The sequence below is a fragment of the Leptospira broomii serovar Hurstbridge str. 5399 genome (genome assembly GCF_000243715.2).
In the GTDB taxonomy this organism is placed as follows: Bacteria; Spirochaetota; Leptospiria; order Leptospirales; family Leptospiraceae; genus Leptospira_B; species Leptospira_B broomii.
In genome coordinates this window covers 1-1689 of the sequence record NZ_AHMO02000003.1, presented here as the reverse complement: position 1 = coordinate 1689, position 1689 = coordinate 1, and the positions used below count along the sequence as shown (strand labels likewise).

General features: G+C 44.2%; 2 protein-coding genes. One reads left to right on the top strand and one right to left on the bottom strand.

Features of this window, described 5'->3' with window-relative positions:
* Positions 1-249 precede the first annotated feature (249 nt).
* The gene (locus LEP1GSC050_RS00145) at positions 250-840 is read left to right on the top strand and encodes a replication/maintenance protein RepL (RefSeq protein ID WP_000431908.1); all 591 of its coding nucleotides are present in this window, start codon (positions 250-252) and stop codon (positions 838-840) included.
* A 617-nt stretch (positions 841-1457) separates the two neighbouring features.
* Here LEP1GSC050_RS00145 and LEP1GSC050_RS20910 read toward each other — a convergent pair.
* Positions 1458-1689, bottom strand: a 232-nt coding sequence (locus tag LEP1GSC050_RS20910; protein WP_040910787.1) for a hypothetical protein, incomplete at its 5' end; no start/stop codon positions are given.

Sequence of the window (1689 nt, the reverse complement as noted above, 5' to 3'; positions counted from 1 at the left end):
CCAAACAGAGGAAATTTTCGATTAAAAAATAGGCAGAATACTCGCAAATTTGCGAGTATTTAGATATAGATAGAGAGAAAATTAAAAAGTCATTTAAAATCAATAACTTACAAAATTCAGAGTATCATCTAGATGATACTGGGGAGTATCACTATTGATGATACTCTGATTTTAAAAAATGAAAATATTTGATACATAATGTAAAGTATGTGATACTGATTGTATCATATTTTTAACTAGTGAGTATCTATGGAAAATAGCTCAAATAATAATCAAAAATCGACCGAAAAACAATCAAGTACACATCATATTGATCCTAAGTTAGCACCAAAGGAAAATGCCAATTTTGTTCAAATCAAGGATAACTCGCTCAGAGCTATTCAGGGACTTATTCAGAAAAGCCCTGTATCAGCTCAAATTTTGTTTTTCTTCATCGAAAAGATGGGTAAGCTCAACAATTCCGTAATATGCTCATATCAGACGCTTATGGAGGTTACAGGCTATTCTAGACCTACAGTCGCAAGAGCGATCAAGCACCTCAAGGACAATAATTGGATCGATACTGTCAAAGTTGGAAGTGCTACGGCGTATTGCGTCAATGCTCAAATAGCTTGGAGAGCTGCTAACAATCAGCGGCATTATGCGATTTTTTCATCAACCGTAGTTGCAACTTCTACCGAAAATCCAGACTTCGAGGGAGATCGCAAGCTACGCAACATTCCTCACGAACTTAACTCGTTAATCGGAAAATCAATCCAGCAGGGCATTCCTGATGATATTGACGAATACGAACCTGAAGAGCTAGAAGATCCCGAACTTGATTACCGCACGTTGATGTAGGGGGTGTCGGGGGGAATTGCCGTGCAATTCCTCCTGACGGTAGGGCGAATTTATTCGCCCGATAACCCTGCTCGGTAGTTGCTCGGAGTGGCTGACACGTTGGGCGTGCCGTTCGAGATAAAATCACAAGCCTTGCCCCCCTCCTGCTGAACAAAGCGATACAGAATCACGCTCAGAGCGTGAAATAACGTCTTGGGGTTTGTCTTGGTGTCATTATGGGCGTTTCGCTCCCTTAGCCGTCAAGGTCAAGCCCTACGGGTCGCCTTTGGCGAACCTTGACCGCTAACCGCTCCACACCCTACATTTCACCAAGACAAGCCCCACGCCTGTTCTTACGGGCGAACAGCCCTATCCAAGGTTCTCACTCCGTCTAAGAATTTTAAAAATGATGTTTAAACCTCCTCAAATCGATTTTAAGGCACTTAAACCAAATCCTTCGATTTAAAATAAGCCTTACCTGTAAAATCACTTCTATGGCTTTCCTATTGCGTTTTTCGGTGGCATTCCACCAACCGATCCCACTCCGTCCAAGCTTCAATTACTAGCCCCAATCTTTGCAAGATTGTGGACTTACTCCACATTTTGCAAGCAAAATATCTCACTTCGCTCGGTAAGCCCTACGGGGTTCTCCATTCGCTACGCTCATTCCGCCTCGCCTTCAGCTCGTTGGCTTTCTGAACCACCCACCGCACTCCGATTTGCCTATTTAAGCGAGCATAGATTCGTACGGTTTGAAAACCTACCGAATCGCTCGCAGGAGAGGGAAATCCCCCTCCTTGACCTACCCCCTGCACGGATCTACGGGTCGGAGCTACGCCCTCCGCTCCGTTTTGCCCGCAATTCTGCGGG